The organism is Streptomyces sp. NPDC002580, assembly GCF_042889485.1.
Taxonomy (GTDB): Bacteria; Actinomycetota; Actinomycetes; order Streptomycetales; family Streptomycetaceae; genus Streptomyces.
Window position 1 is genome coordinate 251,335 of record NZ_JBIAQZ010000001.1, and the last position, 20,274, is coordinate 271,608.

The 20,274-nt window shown below is 70.5% G+C and carries 16 protein-coding genes and 1 pseudogene; 4 read left to right on the top strand and 13 right to left on the bottom strand.

The features are described 5' to 3' along the window. Positions 1 to 107: 107 nt before the first annotated feature. The 3 genes from orn to ACFYW7_RS01125 all read right to left on the bottom strand — a co-directional run bounded on the left by orn (position 108) and on the right by ACFYW7_RS01125 (position 3,058). On the bottom strand, positions 108 to 710 hold the full coding sequence (orn, locus tag ACFYW7_RS01115; protein WP_389496900.1) for an oligoribonuclease: 603 nt from the start codon (positions 708 to 710) through the stop codon (positions 108 to 110). Between the two features lie 141 nt (positions 711 to 851). Then, on the bottom strand, positions 852 to 2,093 hold the full coding sequence (locus ACFYW7_RS01120) for a helix-turn-helix domain-containing protein (protein WP_389496901.1): 1,242 nt from the start codon (positions 2,091 to 2,093) through the stop codon (positions 852 to 854). A gap of 383 nt (positions 2,094 to 2,476) precedes the next feature. After that, positions 2,477 to 3,058: a hypothetical protein gene (locus ACFYW7_RS01125; protein ID WP_389496902.1), complete on the bottom strand. Its 582-nt coding sequence runs from the start codon at positions 3,056 to 3,058 to the stop codon at positions 2,477 to 2,479. 385 nt (positions 3,059 to 3,443) lie between these two features. On the opposite strand from ACFYW7_RS01125, the gene ACFYW7_RS01130 reads away from it, so the two are divergent. Together ACFYW7_RS01130 and ACFYW7_RS01135 are read left to right on the top strand one after the other, a co-directional pair. Beyond that, positions 3,444 to 3,971, top strand: a complete 528-nt coding sequence (locus tag ACFYW7_RS01130) for a universal stress protein (RefSeq protein WP_389496903.1) — start codon at positions 3,444 to 3,446, stop codon at positions 3,969 to 3,971. A 180-nt stretch (positions 3,972 to 4,151) separates the two neighbouring features. Next, entirely contained in the window at positions 4,152 to 4,715 is a 564-nt protein-coding gene (locus tag ACFYW7_RS01135; RefSeq protein ID WP_389496904.1) for a GPR1/FUN34/YaaH family transporter, read from the top strand. A 121-nt stretch (positions 4,716 to 4,836) separates the two neighbouring features. On the opposite strand, the gene glmS is transcribed toward ACFYW7_RS01135, so the two are convergent. Then, positions 4,837 to 6,654 carry a glutamine--fructose-6-phosphate transaminase (isomerizing) gene (gene glmS, locus ACFYW7_RS01140; RefSeq protein WP_389496905.1) on the bottom strand — a complete coding sequence of 606 codons (1,818 nt, stop codon included), beginning with the start codon at positions 6,652 to 6,654 and terminating at the stop codon, positions 4,837 to 4,839. Positions 6,655 to 6,668: 14 nt separating this feature from the next. Beyond that, the gene (locus ACFYW7_RS01145; RefSeq protein ID WP_389496906.1) at positions 6,669 to 6,926 is read right to left on the bottom strand and encodes a hypothetical protein; all 258 of its coding nucleotides are present in this window, start codon (positions 6,924 to 6,926) and stop codon (positions 6,669 to 6,671) included. 151 nt (positions 6,927 to 7,077) lie between these two features. Between ACFYW7_RS01145 and ACFYW7_RS01150 the strand changes: the two are divergent. Continuing rightward, positions 7,078 to 7,875: pseudogene (locus ACFYW7_RS01150) on the top strand (phosphoesterase); the annotation flags it as partial. Between the two features lie 112 nt (positions 7,876 to 7,987). Here ACFYW7_RS01150 and ACFYW7_RS01155 read toward each other — a convergent pair. Continuing rightward, positions 7,988 to 8,866 (bottom strand): DUF4429 domain-containing protein, encoded by an 879-nt coding sequence (locus ACFYW7_RS01155; protein WP_389496907.1) that lies wholly within the window; start codon positions 8,864 to 8,866, stop codon positions 7,988 to 7,990. 119 nt (positions 8,867 to 8,985) lie between these two features. On the opposite strand from ACFYW7_RS01155, the gene ACFYW7_RS01160 reads away from it, so the two are divergent. Continuing rightward, positions 8,986 to 10,569 carry a beta-N-acetylhexosaminidase gene (locus ACFYW7_RS01160; protein WP_389496908.1) on the top strand — a complete coding sequence of 528 codons (1,584 nt, stop codon included), beginning with the start codon at positions 8,986 to 8,988 and terminating at the stop codon, positions 10,567 to 10,569. Between the two features lie 78 nt (positions 10,570 to 10,647). Here the strand turns inward: ACFYW7_RS01160 and ACFYW7_RS01165 are convergent, their stop codons facing one another. The 7 genes from ACFYW7_RS01165 to ACFYW7_RS01195 all read right to left on the bottom strand — a co-directional run bounded on the left by ACFYW7_RS01165 (position 10,648) and on the right by ACFYW7_RS01195 (position 19,796). After that, the gene (locus ACFYW7_RS01165) at positions 10,648 to 12,420 is read right to left on the bottom strand and encodes an IucA/IucC family protein (RefSeq protein ID WP_389496909.1); all 1,773 of its coding nucleotides are present in this window, start codon (positions 12,418 to 12,420) and stop codon (positions 10,648 to 10,650) included. Then, positions 12,417 to 12,962, bottom strand: coding sequence for a GNAT family N-acetyltransferase (locus ACFYW7_RS01170; RefSeq protein WP_389496910.1), 546 nt, complete (start codon positions 12,960 to 12,962; stop codon positions 12,417 to 12,419). Before ACFYW7_RS01170 ends, ACFYW7_RS01165 begins: the two co-directional genes overlap by 4 nt. Further along, the gene (locus tag ACFYW7_RS01175; RefSeq protein ID WP_389496911.1) at positions 12,959 to 14,236 is read right to left on the bottom strand and encodes a lysine N(6)-hydroxylase/L-ornithine N(5)-oxygenase family protein; all 1,278 of its coding nucleotides are present in this window, start codon (positions 14,234 to 14,236) and stop codon (positions 12,959 to 12,961) included. The genes ACFYW7_RS01170 and ACFYW7_RS01175 overlap by 4 nt, the downstream gene beginning before the upstream one ends. Then, a complete protein-coding gene (gene desA / locus ACFYW7_RS01180) occupies positions 14,220 to 15,662 on the bottom strand; it encodes a lysine decarboxylase DesA (RefSeq protein ID WP_389496912.1) in 1,443 nt (480 codons plus the stop codon). The genes ACFYW7_RS01175 and desA overlap by 17 nt, the downstream gene beginning before the upstream one ends. A gap of 179 nt (positions 15,663 to 15,841) precedes the next feature. After that, positions 15,842 to 16,696, bottom strand: coding sequence for a siderophore-interacting protein (locus ACFYW7_RS01185; protein ID WP_389496913.1), 855 nt, complete (start codon positions 16,694 to 16,696; stop codon positions 15,842 to 15,844). Between the two features lie 40 nt (positions 16,697 to 16,736). Then, the gene (locus tag ACFYW7_RS01190; protein ID WP_389496914.1) at positions 16,737 to 17,786 is read right to left on the bottom strand and encodes an ABC transporter substrate-binding protein; all 1,050 of its coding nucleotides are present in this window, start codon (positions 17,784 to 17,786) and stop codon (positions 16,737 to 16,739) included. Positions 17,787 to 18,020: 234 nt separating this feature from the next. After that, the gene (locus tag ACFYW7_RS01195) at positions 18,021 to 19,796 is read right to left on the bottom strand and encodes a tannase/feruloyl esterase family alpha/beta hydrolase (RefSeq protein ID WP_389496915.1); all 1,776 of its coding nucleotides are present in this window, start codon (positions 19,794 to 19,796) and stop codon (positions 18,021 to 18,023) included. Between the last annotated feature and the right edge of the window lie 478 nt (positions 19,797 to 20,274).

Here is a 20,274-nt window from a genome sequence, read left to right on the forward strand (position 1 = left end):
GCGTCCGGTCTTGAAGACTTCCTGACCGGCCGAGAAAAAGTGTACAGGGTCCGGAGGGGTGCTCGCGCACGCCTTTTCGCGGGGCCCATCAGGGCCCCGTCAAAGGCCTATTCGGCGGGCAGGACGTGCTTCGCGGCGATGGTGCGGGCGGTGTCCGAGTCGGGGCCGGGGTGCGGGACGAAGATCGCCTCGCGGTAGTAGCGGAGCTCGGCGATGGACTCGCGGATGTCCGCCAGGGCGCGATGGTTGCCGTTCTTCTCCGGACTGTTGAAGTACGCCCGGGGATACCAGCGGCGGGCCAGCTCCTTGACGGAGGACACGTCCACGATGCGGTAGTGGAGGTAGCCCTCCAGGGCCGCCATGTCGCGCAGCAGGAAGCCGCGGTCCGTGCCGACGGAGTTCCCGCACAACGGGGCCTTCCCGGGCTCCTTGACGTGCTCACGTACGTAGGAGAGGACCTGCGCCTCGGCGTCCGCCAGGGTCGTGCCCCCGGCGAGCTCCTCCAGCAGACCGGAGGCCGTGTGCATCTGGCGCACCACGTCCGGCATCGTCTCCAGGGCCGCGTCCGGCGGGCGGATCACGATGTCCACACCTTCGCCGAGCACGTTCAGCTCAGAGTCGGTGACCAGCGCGGCCACTTCGATGAGCGCGTCATCCGACAGCGAGAGTCCGGTCATCTCGCAGTCGATCCACACCATGCGATCGTTCATGTGTCTCACCCTACGGCCCGCCCCGGTCGGGTGGACCCGCCCGTGCGTCCCGCCGGGGCGGCGGATCGGTCCCGGGCCGGGCCCACGTGCGAACGGGCCCGCACCCGAAGGTGCGGACCCGCGCGTTCTCCAGCGGCCCGACTACGGCGCGCTGCGCTGCCCGGGCAGGCTCGACCTGCCCGCGACGTACAGTTCCGGGCGCTCCCGCATCCCCTCCGCGGAGAGGGACGCCGCCGTGCCCAGGACACCGGCCGTCGCGGTGCGCCGGGTCTGCATCGGGACCGGGCCCGGATGCTCGTGGTGCAGGGACGTCGGAGGCCCGAGCTGCCCCGCCGGTCCGTCCGCTTCCGGCGAGCGGTCGGCCTGTGGCCGGCGGGCGCGGTACGCCGCCCGGTACGCGGCCGGGGACGAACCCAGCTGGCGCCGGAAGTGACCCCGCAGCGCGACCGGCGAGCGGAAGCCGCAGCGGCCCGCGACCTCGTCGACCGAGTAGTCGGACGTCTCCAGGAGGCGCTGGGCCTGCAGCACGCGCTGAGTGATCAGCCACTGCAGGGGGGCGCTCCCGGTGAGCGAACGGAACCGGCGGTCGAACGTGCGGCGGCTCATGTACGCGCGAGCCGCCAGCGTCTCGACGTCGAACTGCTCGTGGAGATGCTCCAGCGCCCAGGCGACGACCTCCGCGAGGGGGTCGGCGCCGATCTCCTCCGGCAGCGACCGGTCGAGGTAGCGCTCCTGACCGCCGCTGCGCCGCGGGGGGACCACCAGCCGCCGGGCGAGCGCGCCGGCCGCCTCGTTGCCGTGGTCCGTCCGCACGATGTGCAGGCAGAGGTCGATTCCGGCCGCCGTACCCGCGGACGTCAGCACGTCGCCGTCGTCCACGAACAGCTCGCGGGGGTCGACGTGCACCGACGGATAGCGCTTGGCCAGGGTCGGCGCGTACATCCAGTGCGTGGTCGCCGGACGGCCGTCCAGTAAGCCGGCCGCGGCGAGCACGAAGGCGCCGGTGCACAGTCCGACTATCCGGGCGCCCTCCTCGTGCGCGCGGCGCAGTGCGTCGAGCGCGTCCTCCGGTGGTGGCGAGGTGATCGACCGCCAGGCGGGCACGACCACCGTGCCTGCCCTGGAGATCGCTTCCAGGCCATGTGGTGCGGTGAGTTCAAGGCCCCCTGTGGTCCGCAGCGGGCCTTCCTCACCGGCACACACCAAGAGTCGGTAACGCGGTACGCCGGCGTCCTGGCGGTCAATCCCGAACACCGACAGCGGTATGGAACTCTCGAAAATGGGGCCGCCGCTGAACAGCAGCACCGCGACGATCTCCTTGCGGCGTCGCCCGGACAGCTTCCGGGCCGCGGCTTCCGGCGCGGCAGTGGAGTCGTGGCTCATCCTGCTAAGCCCCCCTCGGTGGTCGCGGCGCCCTCAACCTTTCGGGTCTGTCGCTCCAACACATTTCCCCTCGGTCCTGCACGAGTCCCCCGCCGTAAGACAAGATCGAATCTACTGTGTCGCGTGACGCCGAGGTGACCAGTTCGATACTCCGCAGAATGTCGACATGGCAACTTGGCGTGAAGCATTCGATCACGAAGCGTTGCACTCGTGGGCCGTGCAGGGAAGTACGCCTCGTGACGGTGGCCAATCCACGTAGGGTGTACGCGCCCTCCGTACCCCTTCCGGTGCAGGTGGAACGGGGGTTGGAGGGTTGTTCGAGCAAGGGATGGGCCACAACCGGAAGTTGGCTGAAAAGAAGCGTACCCGTGCGCGCAAACAGGTCAGTCGACCGACTGGCTTCCCGCACTGTGACGTCCGCCTCGGTGAACTCCCGCGCCACTCCTGCCGCGTGGCTCCGACCCCGCCCGCGTCCCGCTCCAGCGCCCCTTCTCCGCCACGCTCCCCGGGACGGTCCTCCCGTGCCGTCCGCGCTGCTGCGGCGCCGGCTGCCGGGCGCGCGAGCGCGACGCGTCGCGGTGCTCCTCGGTCAGGAGCGCGGCGCCCCGCTCCGACTGGCGCAGCAGGACCAGGCAGGCGCCCGTCACGGCCGCCAGGCCGAGCGCCGTGCCGGCCGCTCCGGCCAGCGAGGTGCCGTACCAGAGGAGGACCACCGGGACCAGGACGCAGCTGAAGGCCGCCCAGCGGACCACCTCGCTCACCGTGTCCGTCGTCGGCGGTGCCGGGGGGAGCGTCCCGGGGCGCGATCCGGACAGGGGGGCCGCCGGGAAGGCGGCGGAGCCGGGGAGGGTGGGGGAGCCGACGGAGCCGGAGGGGCCCGGGCGGGCCGGAGAGGCCGAGGGGGCCGGGGCGGGACGGGGGACGGCGCCGGGTCCGGGCGTGTGCCGCTGCTCCCTGGTGCTCACGTGCTGCTCCCTGGTGCTCCGGTGTCCTCCATGCTCTCCATGGCGGTGGTCGCGACCGGTTCAACGCGTGTTCGACCGGCCGGTCACTGCCCGGCGGGCGGTATGCGTCCGAAGGCGGGCCGGACGACCCGTACGGCGGCGAAAGCCCCCGTCGCCTGTCCTGGGAGTGAACACCCCGCAAACCGCCTGTACGGGGCAGCAACCATTGCGTTACGGGCGCCGTCTCGTGCATGCTCCCTGGAGCGCCGCGCATGGCGCGCGGGATCTGGGCGGAGGAGGCGTGCCGCCGTACCCTTGGGGGTATGGGGTTGGGAAGATGTTTCCCAGACACAGCTCCGCCGACCGTTGTCGTCCCCACCACGAGGATCCAGACGCCGAGACACCCATGGCCGGTCACGAATTCTTCGATCCAGCGGACCGCAAGCGCCCGCTCGCCGATCCCACGGCGGCCGAGCCCCTGGCGGCGGAAGAAACCCGCCAGTCCTGCGATCCCGCCTTCAAGCACGGCGTCGTCGTCGGTTTCGACGGTTCGACGTCCAGCGAGCGCGCCCTCGCCTACGCGATCGGGATGGCCCACCGCTCCGGCTCGGGCCTGATCATCGTCCATGTGGCCAACCGGCTGCCCACCACCGTGTGGGCGGGCTGTGAGCCGCCGGTCTTCGTCGACGTTCCCGACCACCGCACCGAGGTGCTGGGGCTGGAGCTGGCCTGCGCCGAATACCTCTCCGAAGTCCCCTGGATCCTGGTCGAGCGCGGCGGCGACATCTGCCACGAACTCGAAGAGGTGGGACGGGAGTACGAGGCGGACGCGATCGTCGTGGGTTCCACGCACGGGATCGTCGGGCGCATCTTCGGCTCGGTCGCGGGCCGGCTCGCCAAGCGCGCCAAGCGGCCTGTCGTCGTCATTCCCTGACACACCGTCGTCCGCGACGCGTCGACCTCCCGCGAACCCGCGCGTCTCCGTGCGCGGTGAGTGAACCTACCCGCGCGTAGAGGTGTTTGTGCCTTTGTGAAGGGCATATACGGGACGCCGGTCCTTCAGCGGCGACCGGCAGGACGCGGCACGACCGCACAGGCACGAAGGGAGCCCGCCGTGGACAAAGACGTCTCCGCGGGAAGCACCACCACGATCGTCGGCAGACTCGCGCTCGGCGTCACCCTGCTGGCCTTCGGCCTCGGGTACACCGACCTCATCGACGGCGTGACGGCGGCCGACGCCGTATCGCTTGCCCGCTACGTGGGCGGCGTCGCGCTGTTCGTCGCCGGACTGCTCGCCTTCCGCGACCGCGACACGGCCACCGGTACGGCCTTCACGGGACTCGGCGCCCTCTGGTTCACCTGGGCCGTCTCGGCCGGTGCCCAGGTCTCCGACAACGCGGCGGGGCTCTTCCTGCTGCTCTTCGCCCTCGTCGTCCTGTCGCTGGCCCTCGCGGGCGGGGACCTGCTCGGCCAGGGCGTCCACGGGCTGTTCTTCGTCTCCCTGCTGCTCCTGGCCGTCGGCCGCTTCGCGGACAACACGGACCTCGCCAGGGCCGGCGGCTGGTTCGGCGTCGCCGCGGGCGCGGTCGCCTGGTACGCGGCGACGGCGGCTCTCGCGCACTGGCCCACCGCCCTCCCGCGACGCGCCGCCGGCCGGGGGGTGACGGCCACCGGCTGACCTCGGCGCGGGCCGGGGTATTGGGCGGCTCCGGCCCTACAGGAACGATCCCCGTGCGCGGGTGGCGTGCACGGGGATCGTTCATGTCCGTTCCGGGGCAGGGGACCTGCCCCGGCGGTGACTACTCGACGGTGACCGACTTGGCCAGGTTGCGCGGCTTGTCGATGTCCCGGCCGAGCGCCAGCGCCGTGTGGTAGGCGAGGAGCTGGAGCGGGATGCCCATCAGGATCGGGTCCAGCTCGTCCTCGTTCTTCGGGACGAGGATCGTCTGGTCGGCCTTCTCCTGGTGCTGGTGCGCGACCGCCATGATCCTGCCGCTGCGGGCCTTGATCTCCTCGAGGGCGGCGCGGTTCTTCTCCAGCAGGTCGTCGTCGGGGACGATCGCGACCGTGGGGAGCGCGGGCTCGATGAGTGCCAGCGGGCCGTGCTTGAGCTCGGAGGCCGGGTACGCCTCGGCGTGGATGTACGAGACCTCCTTGAGCTTCAGGGAGGCCTCACGGGCCACCGGGTAGCCCCGGACGCGGCCGATGAAGAGCATCGAGCGGGCCTCGGCGTACTCCGCGGCCAGCTTCTTGATCTCGTCCTCCTGCTCCAGGATCTCGGCGATCTGCGAGGGCAGCTTGCGCAGGCCCTCGATGATCCGCTTGCCGTCGCGGACCGACAGGTCGCGGGTGCGGCCGAGGTGCAGGGCGAGCAGCGCGAAGGCGACGGTGGTGTTGGTGAAGCACTTCGTCGAGACGACGCAGACCTCGGGGCCGGCGTGCACGTACATGCCGCCGTCGGCCTCGCGGGCGATCGCCGAGCCGACGACGTTGACGACGCCGAGGACCCGCGCGCCCTTGCGCTTCAGCTCCTGGACGGCCGCCAGCACGTCGTAGGTCTCACCGGACTGGGAGACGGCGATGTACAGGGTGTCGGGGTCGACGACCGCGTTGCGGTAGCGGAACTCGGAGGCCGGCTCGGCGTCCGCGGGGATACGGGCCAGCTCCTCGATCATCTGGGCGCCGATCATGCCCGCGTGGTACGAGGTGCCGCAGCCGAGGATCTTCACGCGGCGCACCGCGCGCGCCTCGCGGGCGTCCAGGTTCAGGCCGCCGAGGTGGACCGTCGAGAACCGGTCGTCGATGCGGCCGCGCAGCACGCGGTCCACGGCCTCGACCTGCTCGTGGATCTCCTTGTGCATGTACGTGTCGTGGCCGCCCATGTCGTAGGAGGCGGCCTCCCACTCGACGGTGGTGGGCTCGGACGTCGTACGGGTGCCCTCGGTGGTGTACGTACGGAAGTCGTCGGCCTTGAGCGTGGCCATCTCGCCGTCGTCCAGCGTGACTATCTGGCGGGTGTGGGTGACCAGGGCGGCGATGTCCGAGGCGACGAACATCTCCTTCTCGCCGATGCCGAGCACGACGGGGGAGCCGTTGCGCGCCACGACGATGCGGTCGGGGAAGTCGGCGTGCATGACCGCGATGCCGTAGGTGCCCTCGATGACGCGCAGCGCCTCGCGGACCTTGTCCTCCAGCTTGTCCTGCTGGGAGCGGGCGACGAGGTGGGTGAGGACCTCGGTGTCGGTCTCGGAGAGGAACTCGACGCCGTCGGCCGCCAGCTTCTTGCGCAGGTCGGAGGCGTTGTCGATGATGCCGTTGTGGACGACGGCGACCTTGGAGTCGGCCGACATGTGGGGGTGCGCGTTCTCGTCGGAGGGGGCGCCGTGCGTGGCCCAGCGGGTGTGCGCGATGCCGGTGGTGCCGGCGAAGCGCTTGGGGACCTTGGCCTCCAGGTCGCGGACCCGGCCCTTCGCCTTGACCATCTTCAGGCCCGGCGACTTGGGGGAGGTCACGACTATGCCCGCCGAGTCGTAGCCGCGGTACTCCAGGCGCTGCAGGCCTTCCAGGAGCAGCGGGGTCACATCACGCCTGCCGATGTATCCGACGATTCCGCACATGTAGGTAGAGTCCCTCAGCCGTAAACGATGCGGCGCAACTGCCGGAGCGAGAGCTCCGGCGGCGCGACCGCGCGATATTTCAGGTCCGCCTCGATCCGCTCGAAGATCGACGCGTTCACCAGGCCCTGGGCCTGGAGTTCGCGGTGGCGGCGACGGACGTAGTCCTCGGTCGTCTCGTCGAAGTAGGCGAGCACGTCCTGGATCACTCGCAGCGCCTCGCCCCGGTTCAGGGGTGTCGACCGCGTCAAATGATCAACGAGTTCGTCGTGCACCCGTTGATCCTGAGGTACCGGAAGGTGATTCGCAAGAATCCTGCCCGATATCGGGCAGGCTCTTGTCGAAACTCTCATGGTGTGCTGTTTGCAGGCTGTCCATCCTGTGTCTTGCGCCGCGTCGATTGCCCGGAGCGACTTCTGAACCCATGGAAACATCGCCTACGGCGACCCCGCGGGCCGGGGCAAGGCCACCGACACCGGCTTCGACTCGCGCACCTGGGACCGGTTCCTGCACCAGACCGAGTCGGTCGCCAAGCAGATCCCGTGGATGGTCTCCTACGGCAACCACGACACGGAGGCCTGGTACTCGCCCAACGGCTACGGCGGGGAGGAGGCCCGCTGGACGCTCCCGGACGACGGACCGGACAAGCGGAACCTCCCGGGCGTCCACTCCTTCGTCTACGGCAACACCGCGATCATCTCGCTGGACCCCGACGACGTCTCCTTCGAGGCCCCGGCCAACCTCGGCATCTCCGGCGGCACCCGGACGACGTGGTTCGAGCGACAGCTGAAGAAGTTCCGCGCCTCGAAGGACGTCGACTTCGTCGTCAACGGCCACAACCACCCGTACGAGCGCACCGACGTCATCAAGGGCGACACGGTCACCAAGAAGCCGCCGATCGGCGGCACGGCGTACCCGGAGACCGAGGGCGTCGTGTACGTGACGGCGGGCGCCGCCGGCCGCGGCCTCTGCGCGTTCACCGCTCCGGACTCCTACGAGGGGCACGAGAGTGAGGCCGACTCCGTGGCCTCCTTCGTGAACCTCAAGGACGGCAAGCAGAACGAGACCGTCACCTGGTCGCGCGTCCGTTACCTGAACCACTCCTTCCTGCGGGTGGACGTCGCTCCCGCGCCGAAGGGCCGTCACACCACCCTGAACGTCTCCGGCATCGCCGAGACGGGTGACCGGATCGACCACTTCACGGTCGCCCGCCGCGCCAAGTAGGTTCGGTCCCGGTACGCCCGGAAGGCGGGGCGTACCGCCGCCCTGACCGGCGGACCGCGCCGCGAGCGGCGGTCCTCGGGTGCCTGGCCAGGTCCTGCCGTGACGACAGGACCTAGAGGCGCTTGAGGACCGCCTGCTTCGCCAGGGTGAACTCCTCGTCCGTCAGGACGCCCTGACCGCGCAGCTCGCCGAGTTCGCGCAGTCTGCGCAGCAGGGCGTCGTGGTCGGCCTCGGGGCCGGGCTCGGAGGCCGCCGGGGCGAGCGCCTTCGCCGGCCGGTCCTCCACCGGAGCCGCCGGATGCGGCAGCCGCGCCTGCACGGCCGCGGCGACCAGCGCCATCAGCGGATCCTTCTTGAAGCCCCACAGCTCGACCGCGTTGGGGTCGTACTTCGGCGGCGCCGAGGCGTCGGCACCCCGCACGGTGAAGCGCAGACAGCCGTTCTCCAGGCCGACCGCCGGATGCCACTCGACGCCCGTGATGTCGCCGAGGGCGAGCGTACGGGCGCCCGACGCGGACTTCGCCTCCTCCGTCTTCCAGTTCCACTCCAGGCGTACGCGCTCGCCGTCGAAGCTCGCCGAGCCGTCACCGGCGGCGGCCGACACCGGCACCGCCGGGCCGGGGAGCAGATAGCCGTCGACCGGACCGGACGGCACCTGGTCGAGAAGCAGCGCGCCCCGGACCTCGTCCACGAAGTACTCGGCGACGCCGAAACGGTCGGCCTCCACCGCGAGTTGGTAGGGGTCGTTCGGCTCCGCGAGCTTGCCGGCCGTCGCCTGGAGCAGCGGGTCGGCGCCGTCCCGCAGCCGGAGCCTGAGCCGCCCGGCCTTCCTGCCCTGCTCCAGTGACACACCCGCCAACGCGGCCAGTGGCAGGGTCAGTTCACCCATGGTCCGGCGCAGCAGACCGACGCTCTTGTCCCGCCCGGGGGTCAGTCGCAGTGCCTCGCCGTCGAAGGTCCACGTGCCGTCCCGCTGGATGATTTCCGCCATGCAGGGGATTGTTCCACCCCGTCTGCGGGAGAGTGGTCTCGACCAATTCGAAGGGCCCCGGTGAAGGACACGGCCAAGGGCAGGCCGACGGCCTCCGCCGGGCACCGAAGGGAGCGCTTGTGAGACAGCACCACAGAACGCCCCGCCTTCTCGGTACGCTGCTGCTCGTGGCGGCGGCCGGTTTCTCCCTCGTCGGCGCGGCACCGCCCGCCCCGACGCTCGTCCCGCTGGGCCGTGTCGTGCCGGCCCCCGCCTCCGTCGACCCGGGCGGCTCCCCGTACCGCCTCACCGCAGACACCCGCATCCGCGTCGACGACTCGCGCGAGGCCCGGGCGGTCGGCGCGTACCTCGCGGACATCCTGCGGCCCTCCACCGGCTACCGGCTGCCGGTCACCTCCCACGGCGACGGAGCGATCCGGCTCCGGCTCGGCGGCGAGGGACTGGGCGCCGAGGGCTACCGCCTCGACAGCGGCCGGTCGGGCGTCACCGTCACGGCCGGCCGGCCCGCCGGCCTCTTCCACGGCGTCCAGACCCTGCGGCAGCTGCTGCCCGCCCGCGTCGAGAGGAAGTCGCCGCAGCCGGGCCCCTGGCTGATCGCCGGCGGCACCGTCACGGACACCCCGCGCTACGGCTACCGCGGCGCCATGCTCGACGTCTCCCGGCACTTCTTCACCGTCGCCCAGGTCAAGCGCTACGTCGACGAACTGGCGCTCTACAAGGTCAACAAGCTGCATCTGCACCTGAGCGACGACCAGGGCTGGCGCATCGCCCTCGACTCGTGGCCGCGCCTCACCACGTACGGCGGTTCCACCGCGGTGGGCGGGGGAGCGGGCGGCTTCTACACCAAGGCCGACTACCGGGAGATCGTCCGGTACGCGGCCTCCCGGTACCTGGAGGTCGTCCCCGAGATCGACATGCCCGGACACACCAACGCCGCCCTCGCCTCGTACGCCGAACTGAACTGCGACGGCGTCGCGCCGCCGCTCTACACCGGCACCGAGGTCGGGTTCAGCTCGCTGTGCGTGAACAAGCCGGTGACCTACGACTTCGTGGACGACGTGGTCCGCGAACTGGCCGCGCTCACCCCGGGCGGGTACCTCCACATCGGCGGCGACGAGGCGCACTCCACCAGCCACGCCGACTACGTGACCTTCATGGACAAGGTGCAGCCCGTCGTGGCCCGGTACGGCAAGAAGGTGATGGGCTGGCACCAGCTGACCGGGGCCACACCGGCGAAGGGCGCCGTCGCGCAGTACTGGGGCCTGGACGACACCGGCGCCGAGGAGAAGGCGCGGGTCGCCGAGGCCGCGCGGAACGGGACCGGGATCGTGCTGTCGCCCGCCGACCGGCTGTACCTCGACATGAAGTACACCGCCGACACCCCGCTCGGCCAGGACTGGGCCGGTCTGGTCGAGGTGCGCCGGTCCTACGACTGGGACCCGGGCGACTACCTTCCCGGAGTGCCCGGTCCGGCCGTCAGGGGCGTCGAGGCGCCGCTGTGGACGGAGACCATCGTGACCTCCGCGGACATCGACGTCATGGCCTTCCCGAGGCTGCCGGGGGCCGCCGAACTCGGCTGGTCACCCGCGTCGACGCACGACTGGGACACCTACAAGGTGCGCCTCGCCGCACAGGCGCCGCGCTGGGACGCGCTGGGGATCGGGTACCACCGCTCCCCCCAGGTCCCCTGGCCCGCCGGCTAGCCGGAATGCCGACGGGCGCCCCGGAGGACCGTCTCCGGGGCGCCCGCCCGTCTTCGGGGCTCCAGGGGAGCCCGGTGCTCAGAACCCGGCGATCGGGTTCTTCAGGGTGCCGACCAGCTGCAGCGCGCCCGAGGGGTCCGCCAGGTCGACCATCTGCCGGTTGTCGCGCAGCTGGAGCCGGTTGAGGCAGGACAGCGCGAACTCGGGCGCGAACAGGTCGTACTGCCGGAACTTGTCGTCGAGTTCGGGCGTCGCCTCCTGGTACGCGCGCACCGACTCGGCGACCGTCCGCCAGAAGTCGTCCTCGCCGAGAATGCCCTCGTCCGCCAACTGGGCCGCCAGGAAACGGAAGAAGCAGTCGAAGACGTCCGTGAAGATCGACAGCAGCTTCGTGTCCTCGGGGACCTCCACCCGGATCCGCTCCACCGCGGGCGGCAGCACCGCCTGCGGGTCCATCACCGCGATCTCCTCGGCGATGTCCTTGTAGACCGCCCGCCGCACGGCCCCGTCCTCCAGGACCAGGATGACGTTCTCGCCGTGCGGCATGTAGACGAGGTCGTACGCGTAGAAACTGTGCAGCAGCGGGGTGAGGTAGGCGCGCAGATAGCCGCGCAGCCACTCCACCGGCGCGAGGCCCGACCGCTCGATCAGCGCGCCCGCGAACGAGGCGCCCTCGTGGTCGACGTGGACGAGGGACGCCATCGTCGCCAGGCTCTCGCCCTCCTGGAGCGAGGGGACCGGGCTCTCGCGCCACAGCGCGGCCAGCATCTTGCGGTACGGGGAGTAGCGGTCGGTGGCGGCCTCGTACTCCAGGTGCCGGTAGCCGACGGCCGCCCGCTCGCGGATGATCGACAGACCGGTCGCCTTCAGCACCGGGTCGTTGTCGACGAGCTGAGCCAGCCAGTCGTTGATGGCCGGCGTCGCCTCCATGTAGGCGGCCGAGAGCCCCCGCATGAACCCCATGTTGAGGACGCTCAGCGCCGTCTTCACATAGTGCTTCTCGGGGCTCGTGGTGTTGAAGAACGTCCGGATGGACTGCTGGGCCAGGTACTCGTCGTCGCCCTCGCCGAGACAGACCAGGCGGCGCTCCGCCACCTCGGCGGCGAAGGTCACCGACAGCTTGTTCCACCACTGCCAGGGGTGGACGGGGACGAGCAGGTAGTCGTCCGCGTCGAGACCCTGGTCGGCCAGCGTCCGGGCGAACCGCTCGACGGTCTCCGCGCCCAGCTCGTCGCGCACGAAGGACTCGTACGAGATGCCGGTCCCGGCCGTGAACGCGGCCCGCGAGCGGTGCGCCGCGAGCCACACGAGCCGGATCGGGGCGGCCGTCTCGGGAGCGTAGGCGAGGTACTCGTGCACTCCGAAGCCGAGCCGTCCGTTGTTGGCGACGAAGCAGGGGTGGCCCTCGGTCATGCCGGTCTCGATGGCCTGGAAACCGGCGCCGGCCAGCTCGCGGACCGGGACCTGCGGCTTGGTGAGCTTGTAGCAGGTGCCCGACAGCGTGGAGGAGATCTCCTCCAGGTAGACCGGCAGGACCGTGTCGCTCAGGCCGAGCGACGCCTTGAACTCGACGAAGAAGTCCAGTGCGGACAGGGGGAGTTCGGCGCCGTCGCGGTGCCGGGTGATCGACTCGGCGGCCACCTGCCAGTGATCGAGGGACCGTCGCACGGCGGTGAACCGGTAGTGGGTCTGGCCGTCGTCGCCGGTGACCTCGTAGCGGCCGTCCGGCAGGCTCCGCGGGGTGATCAGCCGCTCGTGGGCGAACTCGGCGAGCGCCTTGCGGAGAAGGAGGCGGTTGGCGGTGGCCCAGCGCTCGGGGGTGAGGTGGGCGACGCTCTCGGCGAGGGTCATGCCGCCACCGCCTTCGTGAACTGCTCCCGGGTGCAGAAGCTCAGCAGCGCCTTCTTCTCCGGCTTCTGGATCTCCCGCTCGGCCACGAAGCCGACGGCCTCGTTGAGGGCGTGCACGGCCGCGTTGGTGACGTCCGGTTCGACGACGACCCGGGCGGTCGCCGGATCGGCGAACAGGTTCTCCATCACCGCGGTGATCACGGCCCGGGTGAAGCCGTGCACGGGCGTGTCGGTCGGCGCGACCAGGAAGTGCATGCCGACGTCGCCCGGCTCCGGCCGGTACAGGCCGACGAGTTCGACGTACCGGGGGTCGTAGCGCTCCATGAGGAACACGGGCTCGCCGTCCAGGAGTCCGAGGAACGCCTCGTGGTGCTCGCTGGCCGCGATGGCCATGTACTCGCGCTCCACGTCGTGCAGCTTCGCCTCCTGCATCATCCAGAAGGCGGCCTTGGGGTGGGTCACCCACCCGTGCAGCAGCGGGGCGTCCTCGACGGGGTCGAGGGGGCGGACGGTGAAGGTCCCGAGGGCGGTGGCGGTGGTCATACGGAGAACTCCTGGAACGCGATGGTCTTCTCGACCGGGTAGTACTCGGTGCCGAGCAGCTCGCGGATGATGGTCGCGTTGCGGTACGGGCCCATGCCGAGGTCCGGTGAGGTGATCGAGTGGGTGTGGACGCCCGCGTTCTGCAGGAAGACCCCGCTGCCCGTGGTGTCGACGGCGTAGTTGCGGGCCACGTCGAAGTTGCCCCGTTCGTCGTAGCGCAGCCGGTCGCGGACCGGGGCGAGGAACTCCGGCTCGGCGTAGCGGTATCCGGTGGCCAGGATCAGGCCCTCCGAACTCAGCTCGTAGTCCTTGCCCTGTTCCTGCTGGCGCAGGCCGAGGGTGTAGCTGCCCTCCTCGTGACGCACCGATTCCAGCGAGGAGTTGGTGAGCAGGCGCGCGGGGACCGGGCCTCCGAGGTTCTTCTGGTAGAGCAGGTCGAAGATCTCGTTGATCAGATCGCCGTCGATGCCCTTGAACAGGCCCTTCTGCTCCGACTGGAGCCGGTAGCGGGTCGCCTCGGGCAGGGCGTGGAAGTAGTCGATGTACTCCGGAGAGGTCATCTCCAGGGTGAGCTTGGTGTATTCGAGCGGGAAGAAGCGCGGCGAACGGGTCACCCAGTTCAGCCGGTAGCCGTGGACGTCGATCTCGCTCAGCAGGTCGTGGAAGATCTCGGCGGCGGACTGGCCGCTGCCGACCAGGGTGATCGAGTCCTTGGCCTGCAGCTCCCGCTTGTTCTGCATGTAGCGGGAGTTGTGGATGAAGTCGCCGCCGAGGTCCGCGCAGGCCTCCGGGACGTGGGGCGAGGTGCCGGTGCCGAGGACCAGGCGCCGGGCGCGCAGCACCTCACCGGCCTCGGTCCGGACGACGTACACCTCGTCCTCGTACGTCACCTCGGCGACCGTCGTGGAGAAGCGGATGCTGCTCAGCTTGTCCGCGGCCCAGCGGCAGTAGTCGTCGTACTCGACGCGCAGCGGGTAGAAGTTCTCGCGGATGTAGAACGAGTAGAGACGGCCCGATTCCTTCAGGTAGTTGAGGAAGGAGTACGGGGACGTCGGGTCGGCGAGGGTGACCAGGTCCGACATGAACGGGGTCTGGAGGTGCGCGCCCTCCAGGAACATCCCGGAGTGCCACGCGAAGTTCGGCTTCGACTCCAGGAAGACGCCGTCCAGTTCGGCGATGGGCTCGGTCAGACAGGCGAGCCCGAGATTGAAGGGCCCGAGCCCGATCCCCACGAAGTCGTAGGTCTTGTCCGTGGATTCAGGAAGCGCGGTCAAGGGGTTCTCCCAGGTACTGCTCGGCGTGGCCGGCGATCAGATCGAGGACGGCGGCGATGTCTTCCACCGTGGTCTCGGGGTTGAGCAACGTGAACTTCAGGTAGTGGCGTCCGCCGACCTTGGTGCCCGCGACGACGGCGTCACCGGAGGCGAACAGGGCTTTGCGGGCGTACAGGTTGGCGCGGTCGATCTCGGCGGGGTCGATGACGGCGGCCGGGATGTGGCGGAAGACGAGGGTAGAGAGCGAGGGCTCCACGACGACGTCGAAGCGCGGGTCGGCGGCGAGCAGTTTCCAGCCCTCGGCCGCCAGGTCGCAGACCTCGTCGAAAAGTTCGCCGATCCCGTCGGCGCCCATCACGCGCAGCGTCATCCACAGCTTGAGGGCGTCGAAACGGCGGGTGGTCTGGAGGGACTTGTCGACCTGGTTGGGGATGCGCTCCTCGACCATGCGGCGGGGGTTGAGGTACTCCGCGTGGTAGGTCGCGTGGCGCAGCGTGGCGACGTCGCGGACCAGCAGGGCCGAGGAACTCACCGGCTGGAAGAAGGACTTGTGGTAGTCGACCGTGACGGAGTCGGCCCGCTCGATGCCGTCGATGCGGCCGCGGTTCTTCAGCGAGGTGAGCAGCCCGCAGCCGTAGGCCGCGTCCACGTGCATCCAGGTGCCGAACCGGGCGCACAGCTCCGCGACTTCGTGCAACGGGTCGATGGAGCCGAAGTCGGTGGTGCCCGCGGTGGCGACGACGGCCATGGGGACGAGGCCTTCGTCCTTGCAGCGCTCCAGCTCACGGGCGAGGGCGACGGTCTGCATGCGCTTGTCGTGGTCGACGGGGATCGAGACGACGGCGTCGGCGCCGAGGCCGAGGAGTTTGGCCGACTTCTTGACGCTGAAGTGGCTGACCTCGGAGGCGAAGACGCGCAGCTCGGCGAGGTTGTCGGCCTTGGCCTCCTCCCGCGCGAGGAGCAGCGCCTGGAGGTTGGACTGGCTGCCGCCGCTGGTGAACACGCCGTCGGCGGACGGGCCGAAGCCGATGCGCTCATTGGTCCAGTCGATGAGCTTGCGCTCGATGAGCGTGCCGCCGGCCGACTGGTCCCAGGTGTCCAGGGAGGAGTTGACGGCGGAGAGGACGGCCTCGCCGAGCACGGCCGGGATGACGACCGGGCAGTTCAGGTGGGCGAGGTAGCGCGGGTGGTGGAAGTAGACCGCGTCCCGGAGGTAGACCTCTTCCAGCTCGTCGAGGGCGGCCGTCGTGTCGTGCAGCGGTTTGCCGAGGTCGATCCCGTCGATGCGGGGGGCGAGATCGTCGACGGTGACACCCGTGAACGGGCGGTCGGTGGTGGCGAGTTTGGTGGCCACCCGCTCGACGCCTTCGGTCACGGAGCGGCGATACCGGTCCGCGGTGGTGTCGTTGAGCAGGTGCGAGCGCATGTGGGGGTCCTCCGGGTGCGGGGGAGAGTCCGAGCGGGACAGGAGAAAGGGCAGGGCGCGAACTTCGACTTAGGTTAGCCTAACCTAAGTCGATCACGTTCCTCGCCCTGTCCGGCCCTCGCCGCGCGTGACGTACGCCTCGTTCCCGGTTCTCCCGCGATGCGCGTTCTCCCGCTGAACTACTCGCCCTGCTCCCGCAGTTGTTCCTCCGTCAGTCCCTGTCGCCAGTAACCCACGAAGGTGACCCGCCTGCGGTCGATGCCGCGCTCGCCCACGAGATGGCGGCGCAGATCCCGTACGCGTCCGGACTCGCCCGCGATCCAGGCGTACGGGGCCTCGGAGGGCGGCAGGGCGGCGGCCCGCAGGGCGTCGAGGCCCGGGGTGGAGCCGTCGGCGTGTTCGTCCCGCACGAGCCAGGTGATCTCGGCGTCCGCGGGGGTTCTCAGGTCCTGGACGTCACCGGAGTGCCGGACCTCCAGCCAGGCCCGGACGCGCAGGCCGGCGGGGAGTGACTCGAGGATGGCGGAGGCGGCGGGGACGGCCGTCTCGTCGCCCCACAGGACGACGAGGTCGGTGTCCGCGGGCGGCCGGAAGCGGATGGCCCGGTTGTCCGCGACGGCGGGCCCGAGCAGCACCACGCGGTCGCCTGCCCGTGCGGTGGACGCCCAGTGCGAGGCGGGTCCCGCGGGAGAGGCCGCACCCGGCTCCAGGCCGTGCAGCGCGAAGTCGATGTCGATCTCGTCGGGGTTCCTGCGCAGTTCGCGCAGGGTGTAGGAGCGCATCACCGCCCGTACGTCGTCGGGCAGTTCGCGCCAGCCCTGCCACCAGTCGTCTCCCAGTTCGACGGGGACGGCCGGCTCGCTCTGGCCGGGGTGCGGCAGGAACAGGGAGAGGGACTGGTCGCGCCCGTCGGAGTGGAAGTCCCGCAGGTCGGGTCCGCCGAAGGTCACCCGGACCAGAGACGGACCGAGCCGCCTCGTCCGCGCGACCCGGAGGGTGAAGAAGCGGAACGGGGCGGCTACGGCCGTCGTCATGAGTGCTCCTGAGTTGTCGTCAGGGGGTGGGAAGGGAGGGTCAGGCGACCTTCTTGGCCTTCTCGATGGCCTCGGCGAGACGGTCGAGGATCGGCGTGCACTTGTCGTACGACAGGATCGGCTCGGACGTCCGCGCGACGACCTGGCCGGCCTTGACCGCGGGCAGCTTCTTCCAGGTGGCCTCGGTGATGTCGGCCGGCTGGATGGCCGAGGTGCGGTCGTCCATGATGATGACGTCGGCCGGGTACTTGTCGACGTTCTCCCAGCTCAGGTTCTCGAACCAGCCGCCGCTGGCCTTGAGGGCCTTGGCCGGGGGCTCGACCAGGTTCACGCCGAGCGCCTTGAAGAACTCCAGGTCGATGGAGAAGTTGGAGCCGGAGACGTAGAAGATGTCCTGGCTCGCGCTGCCGACGAGGACCTTGATCTCCGGGCGGGCCTTGGCGGCCTTGCGCAGGCGCTCGGCGGCCGTCTCGAACTTCTTCTTCGACTCGACGATCTTCGCGGACTTCACGTCGGCGCCGAGGGAGCCCGCCAGGTCGAGCATCCGCTGGAGCGGCTGGGGAAGCTGGATGTCGTAGACGGAGACGCCGACGCTCGGGGCCAGCTTGAGGATCTTGTCCTTCGACTCCTCGGGGACGTACCAGAGGGTGCCCGCGTCGTCGAACATCGTCGAGATCAGGACGTCGGGGGCGAGGCCCGCGTACTTCTCGATGTTGAACTGGCCCCACTCGTTGCCGAGGACCGTCAGCTTGCTGACGTCCATGTCGCCGGCCTGGACGTCGGCCTTGCCGTCCTTGGTCGTGGTCGGGCCGAAGACGCCCTTGACCTCGATGCCGTAGTCGAACAGGGCGGCCGCGACGCCGGTGAAGGCGACGATGTTCGCGGGCTTCCCGTCCAGCTTCACGGTCGTGCCGCGGTCGTCCTTGAACGTCCACGGGCCGGACTTCGCGGCGGCCTTCGTCGCGTCCGAGCCACCGTTTTTCGAGGCGTCGTCGTCGCCGCAGGCGGCGAGGACGGCGCCGAGGCCGAGAGCGCCGCCGGCGGCCAGGATGCCGCGACGGGTGAGGTGGGTGGCACGGGCGTTGGGCATGAGTGTGGCTGCTTTCGGCACGGGGCGGGGAAGCGCCCGCCGGACAAGTTCGAAGGTAGGTTAGCCTAACCTCATCTCTTGTCCAGAGGGGTGGGCCCTAACCGTGATCGAATCCACGGACCGCCGCTGGTCTGCGCGAATGCGGCGACGCCGCGGCCCCCCGGCACCGGCCGGGAGGCCGCGAGGCCTCAACTGGCTTGCGATTTCTGGCCAGTTGAGGATTCTGACAGTCGGTCAGACCTTGCCCCGGGTGACCACCCAACGGCCCTTGACCCAGTTGCCGACGGTCTCGTAACCGGAGCGGAACGCCCCGAGCCAGTTCAGCTCGAGGCCCGCCTCGGCGGTGGACCTCACGGGCGTGTAGCTGCTCGCGTCCTCGTCCGGGCCGCCCGTGGTGTTCCTCGCGACGTACGGGAAGGGGTAGACGGGGCGGGTGGCGGTGGTGTTCCCGCCGCTGTCCACGGACTTGGCCGTCAGGCTGTCGGGCGCCTTGCCCCCGGTGACCCATTCGGTCATGGCGGTCAGCGCGTCGAAGGTGTTCGGGCCCTGGCCGCCACCGCAGTGCGCGACGCCCGGGAGCAGGAACAGCCGGGCGAAGGAACTGGTCGCCCCGGCGCCGCCCATGGCCTTCTGGACGGCCTTGTAGTACGCCATCGTGCCGACGGCCGGGATGTGCTGGTCGCCCAGGCCGTGCCACAGGATCAGCTTCCCGCCGGCCTTCTTGAAGGCCGTGAGGTCGGGGTCGGTGGCGTCGTACACGCCCTCGCCGAGCGCCATGACCTTCTTGTAGTAGGACGCGGTGAACCTGACGTCCTTGTAGGTCAGGGCGGGTTGCGGGCTGTCGAAGATCTGGTAGCGAAGGGTCTCGCGGACGAAGCCGATGTCGCCCGAGTTGCCGGTGGTCGTGGCCGGTGTGATGATCCCGGCCCAGTTCAGCTCGGAGCCGCGCAGCTGGTACCCCGGGTACAGCAGGCGGCCGTTCTCGTCCGTCGGGCCCGCGTAGATCCGGCGCAGGGTGGTGACCTGGTCCGCCGTCAGGCAGTAGTCCGCGGACGTCGGGGTCTGCCCGGCCGCGCACCGGATGGCGGCCGGGTCCCAGGTGCAGCTCAGCGGGTCGGCGATGATCCCGTCCGCGGGTGCGTCGCAGCCCTTGAGGACGGCCTTGTGCAGGTCCGCGAGGTCGGCGTTGGTGAGGGTGGCCGGGCCGCCGCCGAGGTAGACGGACTGGGCCGTCCAGGCGTGCGAGAACGTGTTCAGCGCGGTGAAGTTGTTGGCCGGGGCCCCGGCGATGACGCCGTCGAAGTCGGTCGGGTAGCGCTGGGCCTCGGTCAGTGCCTGGTGGCCGCCCTGCGAGCAGCCGTCGAAGTAGGAGTGGGCGGGCGACTGCCCGTAGTAGACCTTGATGATCGCCTTGGCCGCCTGGGCGAGCAGGTGGTCGGACTTGTACCCGAAGTCCGCGCGCAGGGTCGGGTCGGTGGAGAAGAGCCCGCCGCCCTGGTAGTGGCCCTCGTCGCTGGAGGCGACGGCGAACGCGCCGCTCGTCAGCGGGACGCAACCGGCCGACGCGGGGGCGCTGTTCACGCTCGTGTTGCCGCAGAGCCCACCGCAGCCGACCTGGAGGTAGTCCGCCTGCCAGCCGGACTGGGGCAGCTTGATCTCGAAGTGGATCTGGGGGGCGATGACGCCCTTCACGTCACAGGCCGCCCAGTTGCCGAGCGTGTTGGCGGAGGCCGCCAGCTCCGTGGCCGAGGTGATCTCGAAGGGCACACCGGGGACGGCGGCGGCCAGGTCCTGCGAGGTGACACCGGCACAGGGCAGGGCCGGCGCGATGCCGGAGGCCGTGTCGCTCACCGCGGCGACGGCGACGGCGGCGGTGGTCGCGGGGGCTCCGCCGCCGGGTGCGCCGCCGGCGAGCGAGACGCTCGTGCCGGTCACGAGCGCGAGGGTGGCGGCGAGGGTCCCCATGAAGGCGGCTGATCTCCACCGGAGCCGTCTGACAAGCGTGGCCATGCTCGGTCTCCATTCGATCGTCGGAGGGTGCGGGTGCGGAGAGGCGGGTGTGCGGACGCAACCGTCCGCGGGCACGGCGAAGCCCGCGGTGGGCGGCGCGGATCGGACCGTGACGGCGGTCGGTGCGGCGCGCGGGGGGCGCGCGGTTGTGGTCGGGTCGGTGCGGGGCCGGGCTCGATGATCCGCGGACCGGTGCGGAGTCGGTGACCGGGGCAGGACGGGAAAAGGGCGAACGGTGAACGGTGTTGACGGTCGGTCAGGCGTCCGGCCGGTCAGTTGGCAAGTCGGTCCGCCGGTCGGCCTGCTTGCTCGGCCCGGGCCGCGGGCTCCGCTCGCGCGCGGTCGTCCGTACGGGGTCGGCGCGCGCCCGCGCTCCCCGGCTGCGGCCTCCTTCCGCGCCCTCGGCTTTGCAGTGGCGTCACAGCGAACGAACGTAGCCTCGCGTCCACTCCCGCGCAATACCTGTCGACGGAATTGT